The following is a 21,652-nucleotide window of genomic DNA, read 5'->3' on the forward strand; positions in this document are numbered from 1 at the left end:
TGTTGTACGAATACAGCACAACCTGTATCGTTAGAAACTCTATTCATGTCTTAGTGCTATGAATACCCATTATCTGAGTTCTCTAGTTTTCCTTTGAAATCTTATGGATACGGTGGTTTTCGTGGATTTATCCTTTGTTGTTTATACCGTTGGTACATTCTATTCTTGGTCATATTTTCACTTGGTAATAGGGTCCTCAAAGACGCTACTATCTATGTTATTTATTTTTATGGTTGCTCATTTCGTTATAGGTTGAAGGTATACTAGCTTTTAGGCGTGGTTATTTCGTAATTTAATGTTTTTATTTTACGTTATACGCTTGTTTTGTCACGAGGACGCTCGGATTTCCCAGAGCCACTATTACCGACATTAAATGCGTAACGGTTTTCCGTATAACCTGGTTATGACATTCTTTCTTATGAACGTCTTCTTTCTTTTCGCTGATTGAAGACGGTAGGACCTTTACCCTCTTTACTTTTGTAAGGTTGATTATTTAAACGTATTTCTCAGTGTATCCCCTAAAATACTGCTAAATGGAAATTTTTCTAAAACCCATTTACTAGTAAATTACGGTAAGGTATATGTTAAGCACTTCAACGTCGACATATTTGGTTCCAACAAGGTTTCCCTCTTTTTCGTCGTAGATAGTAGTCGTTTCACCGATGTTGGGGATTTGGATTTTCGTTTCAATTCGGGTGATTTCCAGGCGATAGAGGACCTATTGAGTCTCGAACGGTTGGGACACAATTTATAAAAACACCGTGACGTCGCTATTTTGAATCAAGGTCGTACTTTATGTTTTATTTAGGTTAGTCATGTCGTGGATTTTATCGTTCCCCATATAAAGCAACACCTAAAAAATGGAGAGGACGATTATGGTTCGGTAAAACTTTAGGTCATTTCCGTTTTCGTTATGGAGGTCGACTTTCACGGCATTTTTATAAATGGGTTGAAAGAAATAGACTGTTTAATTAAAACTGCAATAGGTCGCAACCACGTTGTACTTCGTTCCTTTGCTAACGTTATGAACCATTATATTTAAATTACTATGAACGTATAAATAATGTGAGTTGTTCGTTAAATTAAGGTATTCTCAAGTTATAGTGCTGTTTCTCGTACTAGTGGTAACGATGTTGTATCGGCATGGGTCTTTCACACTTACGACAACTTAAAAAGTGTTAATTATAACCTTTTTTTACTGAACTTATGACGTCTTAACGGACATAAAGATACCCTCAGTAGTGTTGTATTCTGTCGGTACTACAGGTGCGTTTATTTTTGGGTTGAAGGAAGGGTACCCATTTTCATCCTATTAATCTGTAGGGAGGCCTCTAGCCTTTGTAACATGGTTCAAGTGTATCGCCGTCTCGTTATTTCTAGTATTTTTGTCGTCGTTATTAGGTACTTTAATTACTTAATGAAGGGCGGTAAACCCGTGATTATTTGCCCGACTTGTTGGTGGGCCTAGGTTAGTAAGGCGGTCGTCTCCGTTACTCTTATAATCGGCAACTTTATAGGGCAAAATTGTATTTTTGGATACACTTTCCACTATGAGGTTAAATCGGTCTTTCATCAAGTAATATGTTCAAAATTATTAAGCTATATAATGTTTATGAAGAATTTTTATAAAATGATAGTCGATTAATGCAAATCTATAAGAGAGACTAATCCATCGCTAACGTGATATGCAAGGATCACTATTTATTTGATCCGAGACAACTATTAATGAAATAAGCGGATAGAGGGGTCAATTACGCGCCTTAGGTTATCTCCGGCATAATTATCCATGTAAAATCATACAGAGACATATCTCGGGGCGTATTTCGCCCGCTTTATCCGCCTTAATTTACTTTACAGTTGTCAAGATCATTACAAAAGCGAGATAACGAAGTTAAAGGAATTACTAAACGAATAGCAGAAGTAGTCAAAACCATAATTTGGTTCTCAGGTTCTAAAGAAAACGATTTAGGACCCAATCTTCGGCTAACCTATCACGGTTCTGTAATCGAGACAAGGTATAAGAACGTGGAAAACGACAAACCCGTAGCCACGTATTGCGGCGAGACTATGGGCCTTAAAATAAGCGATGTTATCTTTACGGACATGGACAGGTTGTTTTCTTTTATGGGAGTAGTGTAAGTGGTACTGCTTAGCGAAGTCGTCGTTAAACTCGTCAAACTTAGGTGCTAAGTAAAACTGCACTAAACTAACGTGGTTTACCCTATTGGACTACGGGATTTGCGAGTTCAAGAGCGTGTTGCTTGAGTAACTGACCTATCTCGAGTAGTGACGTATGACGATAAAAGTAGCTGATTGATGAGGAAACTATAGTTTATAACCTCTAATTTAAATAAATGTCTAAAAGTTAAGGTAATTTTAGTTATAGTATGCAACTTCGTCCTATTTTAGGGAAGGCGTGAGACTATCGAGATGTTTCATGTAATTCGTAGTAGTCGTATGAGAAGTCGAATTTGTTACCTATTCGAAATACAAAGTTATACAGTACACGAGAAGCTATTAGAAATTACTTAACTGCACCTAAAAAGTCATATATAAAGTTTGTTACCTCGTAGTAAGGGACGGGGTTGTACTTTCCGACGTATACAACGTATAATCCATATAGTATGACAGAAACCGGTGAGTTTTACCATACGGTTAGTTAGAATAGTCATTCGTCTACTTCAGGTGACCAATGGGCGCCTAATGTGAGATTTTGTATACGGAACAGCAAGTAGTTTTATTTTAGTTTCCGTTAAACCGGTGACTTAACTTTGGCAAACGTTTTATGGAATTATTTGAGTCAATAGCCAAATTAAAGACGCCCAAGTTTCATATAAGGACATCTCGCCGGTCGAACTATAAATCTCACTATCGTGCTAACTTAATTATGGAGTGGGAATACTCGTTATCATATTCACGACATAAGAAAAGGAACTTATTTCACAACTCGTTATATTCCGAGTAATTAACATTCTAAACGATACTGAAAACCACTGCCAAATTATTCACATGCGCTCGGTTTTGCTCTCTTATGGCCGAAATCATGGTTAGGATATAGGAACCCCTCTACGAGGAACAGAAATAGACATAATTAATTGGTCGAAACCCCACGACAATTTGGTATAAGTGATTGCTCCACCAATTTACGCATAAATAGCACGTTAACTAAGTCAGCAAGTTTTCTAAGTGTTTTATAGAACCATACGAAACTATTAAGAAGTATCGGAACCGAATATACTTTTTAGAGGAGTGTACATCCTTATTAGTCTAGATAAAATACAACTTAATGATAAAGAAATTAACGGAAATTTTTTCGACAGTCCAGAACCAAGCCGAATCCTTATTGTTTTACGAAGAAATGAGGAAATTGTTTAGCGCGCTCGCCTATTTCGTACGAGAGCCGTGGTATTTGGAGTATAGGGACTAATTACTCCGACGCGTATTATAGGTATCATCGGCCGCGGGATGGAGGTCATTGATTTTAGAAGTAAATGTAGTGAAGGAAATTTGGTTAATTAGATGGAACGTTTAGGTCGTAAATTATATTTTCTATTTCTATAAAACGGAGTCAAGAGGAATCATGCTATTATAAGAAAATTTATTAAAAACTGTCTACAAATATTTTTAATATGCCGCAACGTGCTTGATTATTGGCGAGATTAAGTAATCTTTTTTGTTATACTACGACGCCTCTTTAGTAAAACCATTAGTCAAGTAATTAGTACATTCGGTAAACGTACCTTAGAGGTGGGTACAGCGGTTTTCATCGTACTAATAGTTATTGAAGTTCTCCATTGCTATTATGCAATCGTTTATTAACCGCTTAAACGCGATTATTTAGTAGTACTGGCAGATACAAAAATAGTTAGTTAAGTCTTCGTCCCAGACCATCAAAAAACATTAGTTGAAAAGGTAATTAACAATTTCCGTTGAGTCAGTTTATTTATTTTATAAAGCCATAGTATATTCTTCCTTCTTGACGTCTATTGAGTGGTGCGTTTAACTAAAGAACGGGAAAACTGAGACTATGATGTATACGTCGATTGAGTAATACAAGAAGTAGGTTTTTTATGAAGACAAAATACTCGCAATGATGCCGAACACTCTATGGGAGTTAACGATTATTTTGTAAAAGTTAAAGTCGGTTAAGTTACGCTACTGGTGCTTAAAAACAAACAACTAGAAAAGAGGAGTCCATTTGTTCGTTTGGTAGAAGAGCTACAAAGCGATTTAGTGGTGAAACTATGTATGCAAGAGGACCTTTTTTTCCTAGTAGGTATTTTATAAATGAACAATTGACTCCAAGCAAATTTATTGGTTGAGGTTGTAATGTTGGTCGTTATATTTAAAGAGGGAGAAGACGCTCAGACTGACCAAATTCAAGCGACAAGTTTGTTATCTACGCACATAAACGACGCCCTTATGGTTACCCCTGTGACGGCACTTCTAGGAAACAATGTAGTTTAACTACTTGGTATGTCGGTTGTCATCAAAGTCAGCCGGGCATAAGTAATTTATAAGCTTGCCGTCCATAGAAAAGTTGTTAACTAACTCGATTAAATGTTCCGTTTAGAAGCGGCGGTTGATGGTTGCAATTAACTACGGGGTTCGAGTATCCATTTTCCGAATAGTAAGCGTTTACCCTACCTCAATCGAAATTTTTCAATTAGCAAACGAAACATTCATACAGAAAATTACAATGGCACAATTACCCGAGTCCCTAATTGTAGTTTGATGGCGGACTGTCATTACCATTTTTTTCACTGCAGTGACAATTTAGCTTCCGTTACGAACATTTATTACGGCATACTATTCCAACTAATAATAAGGCTATACAGAATTTACGGGTTCTGTTTATTAAGTTATTAACTGGTACTAATTAGTACTGCGGGAATCCGCACGGGCACCTTGGACTACACATTTATTATATTCGGTTGACTCAATCGCTCAAAGGTAACGAAGAGCCGCAAAACCTCGATTATTAAACATTACCTTATACTCATGAATTAGGACCTATTACGACAAAATTATTTCGTTTGAGAAGTACTTAGTGATTACGTCCAACCCGTAGAAGGTTATTGCGATTTTGGGTTCGCTACCCACTAAAATATAGTTAACCTTATATTCGACGTGGATTTATGGTCGTTCGCTCGTATCTTGTTTAGTATAGAAGTAAAGAACCATTTATTTATCGTTGAAATAGGGGTGTAGGATGTGGATATAGCCTTTTCTTTGACCGTTAAAGGTTTTGTGCTACTGAGTTAACAAACATTCAATATCAAACACGAAAACTTTAGTTTCGTACGAATACTCTTACAAGATAACTCGAGAGGTTATAAAAACATTTTTAACAAAAAAGAACTCCTTTAAGTTGGTTCCATAACAATATATGTCCGGTGTCACATAGCGTTATTCCATTTAACAATAGACCTTGTTCGAGTCCGAGCGGTTGGTTAAAAAATTTAACTAACCGGTTTACCCATGTACAAAGTTCACACCGTACGCGCAAACTCTGTCTCTTCGTTTACCAACAACGTGACAATACAAGGCAGTGTTATTCTTGTTATCCGCGTTATCCTTGTAATTAACCGTTTTTTTTAGGTAGCTACCGAAATGTCAGGACAAGGTTTAATTCTAGACTATTTAGTTAGCTATCAAAGCTATGTTAAGGTCTGTAGTACATGACTAAAAAAAATAAAACTATCATTTAATTTCGCAATTCGTCCTGAAAATTGTTCCTGTTTCCGTTTACTACATTTATTCGTAGTATGCAAGGTTATACGTCAAGTAAAACTGTTGATTCAACGAACTGATATAGTGTTATTTACCAGCTGGTCAGGGGAGGGAAAAAACGGAGTTATTTTTATCCTAAACTTTTTAAACGACATCATAAACGAAGTTGTACTACTGCGTTTAGATGACCTTAGTATTTCGCTCGGAAAAGTCGTGGATCGAGTCGTGACAAGAGATTATTATAAACTGTTTAGAAGCGCTAATAGCGTAATTGAAAAGGTCTTTCGCAATGAAATACGGTATTTATTACTCACACTCGTCTCGGCAACAATGGACAACCACGTTACGTTAAGTTACCTTTTAAGCCTGCTATAAGTTAAAAGGAAAAAACGTATTCTTTAAGTATCAGGCAGTAACAGTCTAGACATGGTTAGTTACCGAAAAAAGAGGTGCGAGCTTTTTAGAGGAAGTGGGTTACCATATTTGGGTATGGTAGGTAATGAGGTACTTTCCGTGCCTTGTGGTTTTTTACAGCAAAAGGAAACTATATCTATTAAACACAGCGTCTTACACTGCCAAGTTTGAATACAGGTACCTTGTTACTATCTGGAACCTATAACAAGGGTAGGGTAAGGTAGAAATATTGAACTCTTCGGAGCCTTAGATAACTAAAGAGACCCAGCAATATGGTTTAACTTAACTATATAGAATTAAAACGAGCGTATACTTGTATACCTAACCGACTCGAGCGGACTTGTTAACGGAATAAGTCTCTACTGTGTAGGTGAACGCTCAAGTAGAGTTCATGGTTGACGTCACTTTTTCTCACCAAGTAACGTAGCGGTTGTTCTATGTCAAAAAGTGACCCACATTAACCTGCAACTTGAAAAAAACACATAACTACATTACTGTATTTAGTTGTTATCTCTACGCTCGATAAAAACTTATTTGGGTTTAGACTCTCCAATTGTTAAAATGTAATTTTCGCTATAATTATGGTTGATTAGCAAGATAATGTAATGCATCTTGAAATTATATTTATACGCTATATAACGGGTCCTCAACGACAAAATAACTTGTGGACCCGACATCCAAATATCCATGATTTATAAATACTACTAAAAGACGCGACGTATTAAACGCTTTTTTTAAGTCCAAACAAATTAGGGTATCTACGTTTTTAGACTCCATGAAATAGGGTTCTTGGGAGAAGGAGTTATGAACGTTGTTAATTGAGTTTGGGTCAAAAAAATAGTCGCAGGTTAGGGGTCGGTAATTATTTTGACTCAGGAGAATCTGCAAAACGACGTTATACCGGATCTCGATAACGACGGTTATTTATTCGTACACGGAGAAGTTTCTCGACTAACGTAAAAAAATCTAAGCTAAGCGAAAACTTTTGGGGAAGAAAAAGGTTTAAAACGGACTTGAACCGAAGGAGTTCTTGGTAAACAGGATTAACTATTAATCGAAGACGTAGTAGTTCGTAACGCCGACGAGATATTGTAAGGTACATGTAATTTATACGTATTCCTTTAAAAAATAAAGCAAAGTTAAATAACATTTATCGGCGGTTAAGTTTTATCATACGTTAAAGGAAAAATTCGTAAAGTAGAGGCCCAACTAATAAATGGGCCAAGCGGACGTAACGAAAATAAAAGAACCATTAAGAAAATTAGAAGGTTGCAAAATTTATCCGGTATTTGAGAGGACGGTAAATGATACTACAATAGACCTAGTTTATAACATTATTTTTTTAGCGATAATGTTAGTTCTAGTAGTTTGGTTCTTAGAAATCAGGTTTTGGTCGCCTAAGAAAATAAAGGAAGGGTTAAACAAATGATCCTCCTGAAAGAACGAGAAGAAATTACAAATTAAGACTGAATATTTCTAATAATAGTTATACTAATCTATGTTTTATTCTTTAGTTAGGTCATTAATCCGATCCATGTTTTTTATAATTGGTTTGTTATTTGAACGATCTGGGTTGTGATATCAATATTAGTAGAACGTTTCTTGAGTTTTCACAGTATTATTGAAGTCCTTGTAATATCAAATCAGGGGTTCGTTCTTTCCCATTATATATATTTGATTTCTTTTTATTAGGGTTCGTTTTTTGATTCGTTTAGTACGGATTCTATATCTCGAACGACAACGATGATTTAGCTAGAACAAGGTATAGTGGGGATTTTATCGGAAAAGGAATTAAATTCTATCGTCTACCTAAATTTATTCATGTGAACGACCACTATAATTGGTTAAGTAAAATTTTATCTTATATGTATTATAAAATTAATATCCCGTAATGTACTTCGCAATACAAAAATACTAAAGGCTACCGTGTCCTTAATGACGACTTTGAAATCCGGTATCGAATTAATGGGTTAAACTTGTATGATTTAAACTCGCTGAGTGATAAGGGATACAACTAAGAAATTTTTTTCGCCTTGTACGACAACGCGTCTAATTAGTTCGGAAACTCCTTGTTCCGTAGTTTGGAGAACACAAATGCTGAAACTAGCTAGGTCTTCAGTCTTTAATAAAATTTTTTCGTTTACGAGCGCATAAACTGAACAAATTATGAAAATAACCGGGGTACCTTCTCCTCGAATTACTTTTTAGAAGAATATGTCAGCCTTTTTGAGTACCACAACAATTGTCATTCGAGATAAACGTAGCTGAGCTTCGTTAGCTAAAACGTAATAGCGTACTACTACCGCATTTTTGAGCCCCGATGCTGTTCCGTCTATAATAAGAATAACCACAAAGCGCAACACCCTTTTGTGGATCAACGAACATGTACCGTGAAGTTATACCTTAAAACCGACGTTTAATGGGAAAATGACTTCTTCTATAATAACCAAAATTTAATGGACTCCATGATTTCGGAATATTTTTATTTGACAAGCCTAACTGGTAACTAGGTGTCGCAAATGTTGTTTAGTCCCGTCTTGCGTCTGGATTGTCATTTATACGAAGGGGTCTTGTTACAGCGAACCTTCATTTCCTTCACCTTCGGTACATAGTTTTCCTTTTCTAAAGCATATAATTAAGCTGTTTTATAAGATAACTCCTTTATAGTTGGTTTTAGGAACGTCGTAGTCCCAATGTTGCATTTTATACTCATCCAACGCAAAGGAGTAGGTATAAAATTACGTAGGACCCATCTCGCGTGCGTTTTGGGTCCTTTAACTTGTTGTTGGCGTGCTCCACTCTTCAATTAGCCTTCTTGGTCCTTTTAGACGTAATGTTAGTATAGCTGATAGTAATCGATTTTTCCAGAATGTTGAGACTAACTATCATATAAAATGACAACAGCGTAGACTATGTCGTCATAAAAAGGACCTCATGTAAACGGTTTATTATTGTGGAGGTGATAGAGAGACAACAGGTTCTTAAAATAGCTGGTTAACTAATCAGTCGACGTTAACGGGTAATTATAAAAATCCTATCCGCCCAACTAAATGAACTTTTGGTTTAACATAAAACCGTAATTATACTATAAACCGACCATTTTTTCAATGAAAAGGCTACGATAGTTAACAATTTGACCCAAATGACTACGCGAGACGAAATTCGGTTAACCATATTAGAAAGTACATGCGTGAATGAACTGGTCCGTTTAGATTTCCGGGTAATCGTATACCGCGTGTGTGTTGGCCTAATAGGGGTGTATCTAGTATCCAGTAGTTAGGGTACGATAGTTTCGCACTTTGCTAACGGAGTAGGAATAAACATTCGAGTATGGTATTAGGGAAGTTCAAAGGAAAGGTGGTTTCTGGAGGGAAACATAGCTACAGGCCTATAAACAGAGGTCTATGCTTTGGCCATTAACCTGCTCGGGGATGCCCACCACTACGACATCATTTAAATTCTATAAAACGTAACCCTAATAAGTAATACCGTACGTTTTAACGTAGCTGAAATAGTTAACAAAATCCGTAGTGCATTCTACTAGGTCTTAAATAAGGTATGAAATACTCTAAAAATATTCAACCTGGAGGTCGTAATTCATACGAAACCCGTTATAGTCAACTGGTAAGTGGTGAACATGATCCAGGGGTTCGTTGACGTATAACCAGACGTACGGTTTGAAGGAGTATCAGTTTTAGTTATGGTAGGTGTGGATTCAGTAAACGGTCAAAATGATTTAAAAGTATCCTACAAAAACGGAAATGTCGGACTAGCCCCAGACAACCCAGTCCTTTGGTTAGTATCTCGTGAACTAAAAATCGACTTCCACGACCCGGTGTTCGGAGAACACGAAGTAACTTCAATGTTGACATTAAGGTTGGTGGATGACGGTCTTTACAAACTTAGAAAAAGAGAAGTCTATTAAACTAACGTCTAAAATCACGTAATTTTCGGACTCGTGGAAACGGTAGTACTAGGCATTTCATTGGATTATACGGACAACGACGATTTAATGGGACGACTATTAGCTAGTTCCAGCCGAATTGTTTACTTTTCTAATGGGCCAACTTTAATCCAAAAAAATCAAATTCGTTTAGCAATTGCATCGCGACTTCGACGAGTCCTCATAGTTCTTCGTTTATCTGTCTCTGCTGAAAAAGTAATCCATGTTGTAGTCGTACATGTCGTCTTTACCTTGTTAGTTTGTAGTTATACCGACTATTGTGTCTCTCTGTACAGAAAACATTAAAGTAATGAAGAGGGTCCAATGAATCATCTATGGACTAATTTAATATATGTATATTGGCCCTATGCGTTTACACGATGAATAACTAAGTACCATTTAACTTAATTGCAATACCTTGAGATCTATAATTATTAGATTACAAGGTATTGCAACTTAACTCCGGTATCTTTTCTTAATACTATGTTGGGTATTGACGTATTTTAGTAGGTGAAAGTAACGGCGTTCAAGTAAACATAGTGAGTAACGAACGTATTAAGCAAGTTGTGCTAGACGTACTTTAACCCACGAATACAAGAAAAATTTAAACCTATTATTTTGTCCTTAAGGAAGGAGCGCAGACGCAAATACCGGTTAACCTATAAGGTGTCATTAGTTTAGTGAAAGCCATGGTAGAAATTTATACTAAAACTATGACAAACGTTAGCTTGCAAAAAGGCCTAGCACCATGAGTGCTCTTTTTGCAAGTAAAAGTCATTGTACGTAAAAAAGTGCATTACGTAGATAGGACCCTAGACGCCGCTACAGTAAAAGTATTACAAGACGGAAATTTAGTGGTTTATTATTTGGCTATCGTTGGTATATGACATTTGTTACTAGAGATAGTCGACCTAACACGTTTCGTGGAACAAATGACTATTAAGCTTAACGTCTAAGTACCCAATGATTTAGTTAAGCTCGTTATAGTAGTTTTGCTACAAAGTGTTACCCTACGTCGTAATGTCGTGTGAGTTGTCGTCAGACACGTACTTTAAGTCGTCCTATTCTATTGAATTTATTTTGTAAAAGGTATTGTATTGACGGTATTCCTGCAACTTTGAATTTATAAAAAAACAGTTTTTCGTGTAGTATCTTAGGGGTCCATCCTTGCGAATTACGTGAACCTATTGGGTAAAGAGGCCGAAATCGTTAATTACGATTGGCATGACGAGAACTGCATCGTAGGGGACGGCGGGTACTAAAAGAACTTGGTCGTAACCCTCGTACAGATATTCAAGACTCCGAAACCGGTAGCTGTTTTTGAACTCTATTTCAAGAATTGTAGTATAGAGATAGACGTGGTTTCTCGACTCGTCGTTGTCGTCGTGATCGTTGAAATTGATTTTTCTGTACTAGGTCTGGTTGAGCCAACTTTGACAAAAGGTTTCGGTTTGTCGGAACTTAAAGTACGCGGAATTAGTACCGTCATTCGTGTAGGACGTAATTTTAACCACGAAATGGGCATCATGTTAAAACGGCCGTGTATATTAGACGATGACGTTCTTATCGTGGATTTAACAGTCTTCCTACGGGGGTGAGACGTCGTTCGGTACACAGTAATTTTAGGTCGGTCGCATAGTATCGTGGCTATAACTTACGTCGGACTTATCCCAGATCGAGTATAGGACATGGTCCATGTGCACGAGGAGGTTGTTCTCATCGTGGCCCTTGTTGACCCGGGTTTTCAAACCATGTAAGTCCTTTTAAATTGCGGTTTTATGGTGTAGGGTTGCATAGGTACTCTGTATTTGCACGACAGAGTATTCGGTTTCGCGATAGTTAAAAGAACAAATCGTGTATTAGGCGTTATAGTTAGTATTGGACTAGCATTAGTCCGAATTACAATAGAAGATGTATTGACACGTATTATTGGAGAACATAGATTATTACAAGAGTAATCTTTCGTAAGGGCCCGATACAAACTGTCGTGGGTCCGATGTAAGTTTAATGTACATAATTAATTGATGGGAGAGCAGAGTTATCGACCTTTAAAAACCCCAAGCCCAGGTCATATAAGTCTACATCCAGAATAGTTGAACAATAAGCGAGAAACGAGTTTATGTACACGACGGGTAGGACACTATGCGCTGTATTGTTTTTACCCACACTTGTTCTTACATCCTTATGGCGTCATCACCATACGGCTTCGTGATATTTTTAGATTTAATCCCTTATTAAAGAAAAGTAAGGTGTAATGAAGAAGTTACGCAAGACTCTACACCATATTTTCTTCTAGCGGGAATCGAAGTGGGTTAGCCTTACTGGTAAAAAACTACTACAGTCTTGCACCCAGTGACCACCATATATGAGCTACAGGTTTAGGGTAATATTCCCGAAATAGTACGTTGTAAAAAAACTCTAGTCAAAGTCGAACTAGACCTGATAATTTTGCAGGATATTCGAGGTAACGACGAAGTAAACGGGGTGGCACATTTCCTGGCGCATTACATGGTTATCGCGAGCATTAACGCCTCATTTTTAGTCGGTCACAACGACGTCACTGGGCACGTCGTTTTCATCTCCGTAATTTAAGTACGAGTCGTATATTTTAGTTTCTTTGTAAGTAGTAGACTCGAAGCTAAAATGAACCGAATACAGGTACATTATTTCGTTCTTTTACTCGTGGATAACAAACGAGTAGTGAATTCGGTCTTTAAAGAAACAACACTTTTACGGTACGTATGGTCATCGTGTAATAGGGACCTTTATTTCGGTCGTCGGCTAGACGTTATAGTATAACAAGACTTTTTAATAAAAGACCAAGTTAACATGGGTTTTTACTTGTTCGCCAAGAATCTTGTAGGTACCCTACACATAAAAATCCTTAATTAAATTCATGCCAAAAATTTCATAGACCGTTACAAAATTCTGATTGGTCAGAAAAACATATGAGTAGGTTAAGGAAAACTCATCCATCAAAAGGTATTTTGTTATTTATCCGTTGGAGAAGTTTGCATCGTATAAGACGGTTTAGTAGTTAACTCATCGGAGACATTAAGTTTGGGAAGGGACGATCAGGTTGACATGTTTAACGACTAACTGGACGTTGTTGAGGCCGATTTGGCGGCGAAAATTGTGAGTAACAGAAGGAGGTAGTTAACCAGATCAAAAACAAGCATAAGTATTATTGGTTCATGAAGTATATCAAGGAGAGCTCAGACGTAACATAGCTCGTATCTGAAAACGCAAGGTAGGTCTTCTTAGCGTGCTATCCATAAATCGCGACGAACACTGTACCGAGATTTACGTGAATTCCCCATGTTTTAATTACTATGTGGATGGACAAATTCCAGAAGAACTAATTTATTTCCTCAAAAGGGTTTGAGCCATTATAAGCGGTTTTGCCCATGCCCTTGACGGACTCATTTTCAAACTATCAGAAGATTTGCACAGTAACGGAGTCCTTTATAGTATAGTCGGGGATTAAGTTGTGTTTCATTACGAGCAAGTTATCGGCGTAAGTATGGGAGTTGTCGTATCCGTAGTCAAGAACGGTATTAATGTTTTAGTCCTAGAACCGCGCGTAGTTGCCGACTAAATTAAGCTAGTGGGTAAAGAAAGTCTCTGTGTTACCGAAATAACCCAGATACGGGTGTAGCAAAACGGTTGTGAACTAGAAGTTACACTTACCGCCGCTGCGGACAAAAGAGGTACTCGAAATGGCAAGACCGTTATAATTTGCGTACGGGGGTAGGTCACAGGTGTAGCTGCTCGTCACCATTTCCTGTGCGAAGCCATTAAGCTGCACGTAGGAGTTCTTGGACTCTATTTAACCAGTACGGTTCCAGTCCATACGGCATTCTACGTAAACGTTGCGGTCGAGGACTTTCTATATAACGGAATCGAGGTCGTCTAACACGCTCGTATCGTCTTATTCGTAAATACCATGGGTTATGCCCATTCCCAAATAAAAGAAACTGACAGACAAACTTCCGAAAAGGGTACCTTGAACGGTAATCGACAGTGAGGAACTAGCATTACATTTGGATAGGTCGACCTTTTTATTATACCTTGAGCTCGGAAAGCAGTTTCGTAGCTATCAAGCAAAGTAGGGTCGATGTTCCTATTATAATACGAGATTACTCTTATGGTAGAGTTAGCTAAAATTAGAGTGGGGATTAATATAAAAATGCATTCTTTGCACGTCCGCTATTTCGTATAACGTTCAAAGACCCATTTGTTGGATAAAGCAATAATTAATGTCTACGTTCGGTAAGGCGTGTATTTCCTTAACAACAGTCCGGAGCTCTTGGTTTAGGTCGTGTTCGTATTTCTGGTCCTATTATTCCTGGACGAACCCGATAGGTTGCAAAACGTAATCAAAGGTTAGCTCGTTTAACGACATCTTTAACAAGCCGTAGTCGTTAAAATGGTTGATTTCCTTCTATTAGCCCTCAACTACGAGACTGAGGTCGGGTTACTAACAAATGCCAAGGTCTGGTGTTTTGGAGTCCACGATTAACAAATTCAAATCGATTTAATGAAACTAGTAGGACACCAAACTAAACCCTCAGGCGACTAAAATTGAGTATCCATCGTGGCTCGTCCACATATGGAACATAACGACCTTCGTGTACTGGTAGCGGTGTTTCTCCGTAAAAATTCGTTCGTGAAACGAGACAACTCCTTTAAGGACAGTAAACGGGTGCATAGCCAAATTGACCGTTTATGAGACAAAGAAATTTTCTCGACTAAAACACTGGTAAGCGGTTTTACTCGTGAAGACGAAGATTTAGTAAGTGTTTGGTAGCAAATAGTTTTAAGTTAACCGAATGTCTTCATAGTCATTCGTTCCTTTATGGAAGACGTAAGTGATTTATGAATGTATTAAGGCCTCTTAATTAGGTAGGACTATTTCCCTATACATTAGGCCCAAACAGATTTCTATCAGGACAGTTGAGACTACGGGCGAGACGTAGATGCTCTCTAGGGTTGAGCCCCATTACTCATTCGGTCCTTGCATTCGACCTGACTCGCCGAAAAAGAAAGAGTCTCATACGTTCATTATTACTCGGTAAGTCAAGTGGTTAGACACAAACTAAATTTTGTGTAACTATGCAAGCACGTCGCATATTTTTGCGCCAATTGTATTTAACTCAATTTCCTCTAGCCATCCGTCTATCAAATCCTTTATTTTGACGAACGACTAAACGGCTGGGGGGCGATGGCTGAACTGGGTAAAGTAGTTATTAACAATGCAAGGTGGGAGAGAATAATTCACGTACTCGACATTTTGTTGGTCGATTTGGCCGTGGCTGTTATTAGCGACTAAACGACTTTATGAAAAGTCCGAAGGGGTGTACGGTTCCACGCACAGCAAAGCGCAATAAAACATAGCCACAAAAGCATTTTGCTCGTGTTTAGTATACTGCAAAACCGGGTTTAGGACATGCAAAAAGATGTAGTTTAGGTAAGACCGAATTAGGACGAAATTGTCTCGGACGCCGCCATATCCAACGATTTCACCATAAAAGAAATCTATTGTAGCGATAATGCAATTAGTTTCGTAGTCTGGTGTATGAAAATAAAAATCGACCCCGTTTCGGTAGATCTTTGGTACGTAGTTATTTTCGGCAAGATTCAAGGAAAAGATCGCATCTAAGCGGTGTTTAATCATCAACAAGTATTGTAAGATCCCGTAGCGGATTGTAATTCCAGTCACAATGAGACGGTAATGTTTTTCTGTTTACTACTATAGGTCCTCAGTTCTGACCTATCGAACAATATTCGACGTCCCGTATGAAAAGGTTAACACCGGTCCTCCGTTCTGAAAAAGAATTTAGTCGTTCTCTATTTCCTACAAAAAGTGTACTTTATTTTACGTTGACCGACCTGAACCCACGTATAACGAGGGTATTTGAGGTCGAATGCTCTTTTAAGTTTGGTTAAGGTTTCGGGCAAAGACGTTAGCATTTGGAAACTCCAAATAGTAGTCTTTTACTAACGGTCGCCAATTAATTTAGTAAAGGTAGTTGTTTATGTACTTCCCGAACTAAATAAGGCGGAAGTCTTCTTACCATTTACAGTAGTATAGCACAGCTCTTTCCGTCTCATAGTACGGTTAGGTGGAGACGGAATAAATATCCATGTTTTTTTAATGAGTGTATGTTGATGAGCTAAGCATCGGTAGGGAAACCGAAGAAAATTAAGTCAACCGAAAAAAAGGACTTAATTTAGGGAATTGAATCCGTGATCCTATTTTTCATGTTAACTTCTTGGTTAACGTTTATTAGGATTGTAATTTTTATGTACCGATATTGGTGATAATCAATGATTTCCACTTTGTGATAGAACGGGAAGTTAGTAGTTTAAACTTGATATCGATCTATTTCAACGTGGTTGGGGTCTTAATTCGTAGGTGTAAGGGTAGTAGTGTGGGACATTACAACATCCTCGGTTTATAGGATAGTATCGTATTGGTTAACCTCTATAATTTTCGAGTGGTTATGAGACGTTTTGTATTGAGTTCTATTAGGTCGACCCTAAGTGATCAGGAAGTATTAACCGTATTCGTTATGGTTATCCGTTATAATGTTTTCGCTATGGTTATTCGTCGTTACTGTTACGTTTGACCCAACCTTATAATTAAACTTGGGGTAAAAATGCGTAAAATACGTTGTTATGTGGATTGTTACCTGGAGGTTATTGTTAACGCTGACATAAATATAAAACCTTGGTAACACCACCTTATTAGGTTGAACGTATGAGTGCGACTTGTAATACTAGTTATTTTTTACATTCGGGGTACCCACGATAAACCATGTCGTAGGTTTTTTGTCAGGGATGTTGGTATTTGTGACGTTTACGATGATAAAATAGAAATCGGAGAAAACAACCAACAAAAGAACGGTCTATATTTTATTGAGGCTCGTAATGTTACGGACAATAGTTTTGATTAAAAAATCGGGTCAGTCGTATAACCTCGTAAACTGGATTTTTCTTTCCTTCTTGATTTTAGTCCTACGTTGGATTGTCTTGTCGAGAAAAGACTCTTTGGAATAGAAAAAATCTCTTTTAACATAGAAATAGACTATTAACGACGGTTGTTATATTTGTTTACTAATTCCGTTAGTTTAAGGGATTTGATGATTCGTTTTTTTCAGCGAGTATCAAGACTCAGTTGACTTTATCAGGTGAGTTTGATTTTGGTTGTTTTTTTGGCTATAAGTATGGACGTATTAAGTACTCTTTACGACAAAGGGCAGCTCATAGAAGACCTCTCTTTGTAACTCAATTGTATGTCAAGTGCGTACAATGTAAATTTGGTCTCGGCCAATTCTTTCGACGGTTTGGTATTATCTCTTTACTTTATAGCGGCTTACTGTTGTCCTGCGTCGGTTATTAAACGCGATGGTAAGGGCGTGTTTTGTTGCGTGCTAATCTCTCGTTTGCGGGTGGGGTTTTTGGAGGTTCATTTACGTTGGGTATTAATTTACGCTATTTTTGTGGGTACTATGACAACCGCCACGATTAAACCTCAGGATTAAATGGGAAGTATATGTTTTGTTCACATCTCATGTTTTGCGATTTTGAATTTCATCTTTGTTAAACTTATTTTTTTTCTCCTTACTAAGGAACCCCGTAACTGAATTATTTAAGGAAAAATAAACAGTAATAGCTGTATACTGGAAGGAACAAATAAGTTCTAGCAGAAACTTATACTGTACACCTTTTTAGTGACAGATCCATAAAATTATTTATATAAAATTTTTATATAATAAAGTTATCCAATAATACGACGTAATGTTGTTTTAGGCAAATAACTCTCTATTTATTTGAAGAAATTTTGACCCACGGCGATAACGAAGTGGGTCGGATTTTTTCGTAGACCAGCTGTGGAATGTTACGATAGAAAAATTAACTAATTCTTGAAGGAGCCGCCGGTAAACCCAAAATCACTGAAGTAAAAGTGGTACCCGTGACCTATGTTTAGGTCGAAGTATGTATCTCCCTCGTTTTATTTATGGAAAGAGATTGTAAGGTACTATCTTGAAAAATTTATTTTGGAGCAGTCTCCGTCGTTGTAGTCGTATTAGGCGTTACGCAAAAAAAAGACATTTTGTTTTTGGTTTGTACGGTGGATTACTTCGTCATTTTTTACCTTATAAATTGTAAAGTCGTTGTCTTCGATTTCGGACTCAATTCGAAACTCAACAAAGTGAATTGACACGTTTTTTTGGACCAAAAAGTTAAAGTCTATTTCAACGTTCTGGACGACGGTATCGATTACCCAATGGTCTTTCTCATGGACGAACTATGTGACCAGGGAGTCCCCGATTTTTCCTGTATTAAAGACGGAATGGTGGATTTCGTGGGTGTCCGTAAGGGGGAGGTTACTGAAATGGTTCTCATCATTATAGTCCCCACTATGGTTTATGGGGGACCCGAGGTCAATTGGGATGAGATTTTGGTCAGTAATGAAGTAGTTTATAGTTATTTCGTAATATAGCTAGCGTATTAACTGCATTAGGTAAGTTCTTGAGAACAAGTCCATTTTGTTTGGGGTACAAAGGTCGTTGACCAAGGTTATAATGACGACGTTATAGTAGTCCTTTAAAAAGTTTATTAACACGGCAAACAAGGTCCAATAATTTCAAACGTCAATTTCATACAAGACATTGCGAAACACCCTAAGGGCCGCATCTACCCTACGGATTACATTCTTCTGGTCTTGGACGAAACTGATCGTTTGATAGTGATACAGGTACTATTGTTGGTAATTTAAATTATTTAAATAAAAAAAACCAATGTGGTGCGCGGTTAGATTACCGTCAGTAGCAACGGAGTCATGGTCTTAATTGGTAAGCATGAAAAAGTTAGCTCCCTTAATTGCTCTAATAAAAACGTCGGTTAACATGAAGTTCGAGACATCCGCGCGGTTTTGAGTACGGTGATACGTCGTGTAATAAATGACGAAGTTAATGTCGACCTACTGTTACGGGTTCTTAATTACCGGGGGTGCTGGGTTGTATTAGTTACATGAGTAATAATAGTTGCAGTTGTTCTATTCGTGGAAATGGAACAAATTTTTTTTAGCCTAGCGGTGGCTGTGGAAATTTACGGGAATGACCACTTAACTGTGGAGGTCCTTATTCGCGAACTCGGACTACTTTATTTAGACAACTCGCTCAGTATTTTTAGAGGTATTAAAACGTCATATTATAATGTCTCTTATAATTTTTAACCGTTTTTTTCGTCAAATAGAAATGTAGCTGCAGGTGTTATCGATTTAATGCGATAAAATTTACTCATAATAGTACGTTCTTATATTTTTTATATAAACACAGTAGACACCAAAATAAATACTACTTCGACTCCCAACCGGACTCCTACCTTAACTCGGTCCTTGTGCAACCCTTCTGCATGGTCTTTTGACCAAGACAGGTCTAACACCGCGACCATTTCTTCTAAAACTATACCACCTTTACCTTATTCAAAGTTATAATCATGGAAATAGTTCTTGTATGCTTTGGGCCCTAGTTCTCTAAAATCTTTCAATCCTCAAGGCCCAAGGTGAAGTGAATTGGTCCGATGCTCAAATCTTGATGCCAAAGTGGTGTTGGTTTTAGTGCTAGGGATAATCGTCGTCTCAACCATTAAGTAATATTTAAGCTTTCTTTGCTCTCAAAAAAACTAAAAATACGACACGTTTGTTGAAATTTATTACGGGTGTATTCTCCACCATTTAGGTATTTTATTGGTGGTCTGAGTTAAATCGTACGTAGGTAGGGTGTGAGTACATTATTCTGTCTAATATCGATTATTCGGTATAAGGGTTATTTCACCAGTCATAGCGTCGTCCGGTGCATTAAGGTATTATCTCGGCGGAGAGGTAATAAAATTTTGCTCATTCTGAGCAGAGTAGGACTCATAGTCGTACTATTTGTTTATCAGACCCATTTATTTTATTAGGCCGTTTGGTCCGTTGGTATCGTTATTATACTTTACGAAATTATTTGTTGTATTAATTAAAGGACTTGCTACGAAAGCAAAAAAGGCACTCACAAAGTCGTTTAAGTCGCTGAGTTGTGGATTTCTTTTAGGGTACCGTTTTATTTATATAGGAGCTCCTTATACCTTTCTTTTGGGTAGACGTTGTTCCTGGTAAGGTTAGTTTTAATTTATTGAATCACGTTCGTAAAACTAACATCCTACAAGAAATTATTTACGCGAATGATGAAGTGAACGTTTTTAGTAATAATCCTACCGCGTTCATTAGCGTTGTCGGTAGTGGGTTTTTATACTCCAGTTCGGGTGACGACAGTTGTGTGACAGATTCCTTTTATATTATAGGTAATTACGTTAAACCTTTTATTGACGTGCTTTACAACGGAATTTTCAATGACAGAAAAGTAGGCAACGATGTTCGAGAAGCCAGTGTAGGACCACTTAAAGAAGACAACGAAAGGTTTAATTCTTTCGTGGTGGAGGGTACTCCTTTTTTAGTGCTCGTCTTTTGCTGTACAGTCGGTGCCATTCATTACCAAACCAATTAAACTACTCTAGATGACGGTCGCGGTCGTTCTAATTTGCGTATTGGGTTCTTTCGCACTCGGGGGTAGCGGAACGAAAAAAAGAGACAAAACCCCCATTAAAAAGTCTGTTTTATCTATTTTAATGGTTTAACAGTTAAGGGTTTTGATAAAGATTATATTAATTCTGTTAATTCGGATAACATTATAGTTATTTTAGGTAGTTTAGGGGTCTACAGTCTTTAACTTTTTAATATACTATATGAGAATTGATCTATAAATGGATGTAGAAAAACATATTAGGTGTTGTGTTTTAAAATGACTTTCTAGTTCCAAACATTCGTGTTTTCTAAGTGAAATAAGAAAACGAAGCTATATTATATTTAAAAAATAATCAGAACACTCTATCTTTCTAGTAGTTTAAATAATTTTTCGATAATTTCTCTTTGTCCCGAGTACACGGTCGACAACGGAGTCGAATATAGTAGGGTTCCTTATTTGTAAGGTATAGATTTCGCCTGTAATCGTCGTTACGCGAGTTTCACGAATTGGCGAATTAATCACGACCGAAAGTTCGTATGTAACAACCTCCGTCGCAATCCCTAAATAATGACGTATTCCGAGGGTTTCTAAAGCTACAACGTTGGCTACGTTGCGGTTTAGTTCAATTCTTAAACAAAGCTTTACCTGCTTAATAACCCGCAGCTAAGTTCGAACATGTATATGACAAGGTAGCGCTTTAATAACTTCATCGATGCAAGGCTTCAGTACACCGCCTCCTACTCTTAGTTGTTTGTTTACTTGCACCTTACAATCACGCACTATTACGGATACCGAGGGAACTACTTCTACGGACCTCTGCACTAAAGTGTTAATTGAGCGAAATGATGTTGTAGTTACTAAGGAGATAACAACTAAAATGACCGCCACATTTTCTACAACTTTTATTCGAATAAGCGTACTAACCACTGGGTCATTTTGCAATAGTCCTTCTGGGGCATGCGTACAACGCACGTTAAGCGAAATCACG

The organism is Legionella qingyii (assembly GCF_003184185.1).